The organism is Bradyrhizobium sp. 142 (assembly GCF_023074015.1).
Classification (GTDB): Bacteria; Pseudomonadota; Alphaproteobacteria; order Rhizobiales; family Xanthobacteraceae; genus Bradyrhizobium.
In genome coordinates this window covers 1-1,087 of record NZ_JADPKQ010000406.1, presented here as the reverse complement: position 1 = coordinate 1,087, position 1,087 = coordinate 1, and the positions used below count along the sequence as shown (strand labels likewise).

Here is a 1,087-nt window from a genome sequence, read left to right as displayed (position 1 = left end):
GGAGGCATCCCCGCGACCCTCCGCGAACGCCTCGGTATGTCCGACACCCCAGCACAAGCCCTCGTAACCACGGACCGGGTTCGGGTTCACGGTCATGCCGCCAACTTCACGCCCGAGCAGGCGCGCGCAGACAGCGTGCCCCGTTTCATGGACGGCGATCCGCACATCCTCGTCGTAAGTGCGACCGAGCGAAGCGAGGAGTTCGTCGTATTGATCGATCTCCCCATCGAGGCCGCCGCCGTTGTCGGTCGTGCCTCCGACGCCGGCAGCGGCCTCCACCTCGGCGAGAGAGGTCGCAGGTTGCGCGTTGCCTTCCTCGGCCGGCTGTGCCGTGCAAGCATGCGCGCATAGATCGCAGCGACGGTGTCGTCGTCCGGCTGCGGCATCGCCCGGGCGATCATCTCGGCTACCGCGGCCGGGATGCGGTCTTCGTTGTCAGGGTCGACGATCCAGCCATCTACTCTGTTGGTGATCCGGTGCGGCTCCCAGCCAGGAGGTGCGGCTTTCTTGGTCACAGGCGCGGCACTTCGATCTGGATCGTGCGCGCCTCGGCGCTGCGGTCAATCACCTGAAATCGCGGATCGCTGACCATGGTCGGCGAGACGTGCGGCGGCCGGATCGTGGCCGCGGGTTCAGGCACCGTGAGCTCGACGGGCTCCGGCTCAGGCTTCGGCTTCGGGATCGGCGCTGTGCCATCGCGGATCGCCCTCACGGTGGAGCGCAACTCGGCGAGCGCGAAACCCGCAGCGACTTCGACCTGCGCGGTCGTGTTGCTGACGAAGCGGGCCATTGCGTTGCTCTCGAAATGAAACTGGAGCTTCTCCAGGGCGTCGACCATGCGCTGAGCAGCCGACAGATAGTCCGGCAGTGCTCGCTCGACCGCGTCGAGGTCGTGGGCCAGCTTGTCACTTGCGGCCTTGCGTTCGACGGCCCCGCGCTCGGCTGTGATCTTGTCTTCGACCTCGACGATCTTCGCCTGCTGCGCTGTGATCGCCTTGGCGAAGTTGTCGCGCGTCAGTGCGCATGCTGCGACCGTCGCCTCCAGCTTGTTGCGGACCTTTTCGTCGGCATCGAGGTCGGCTTCCAG

Annotated in this window: 2 protein-coding genes; one reads left to right on the top strand and one right to left on the bottom strand. The window is 66.5% G+C overall.

What is annotated here, in order from left to right:
• Nucleotides 1–351, top strand: a 351-nt coding sequence (locus IVA82_RS37590; RefSeq protein WP_247389043.1) for a hypothetical protein, incomplete at its 5' end; no start/stop codon positions are given.
• A 160-nt stretch (nt 352–511) separates the two neighbouring features.
• Here IVA82_RS37590 and IVA82_RS37585 read toward each other — a convergent pair.
• A partial coding sequence (locus IVA82_RS37585) for a hypothetical protein (protein ID WP_247389042.1) occupies nt 512–1,087 on the bottom strand: 576 nt, incomplete at its 5' end.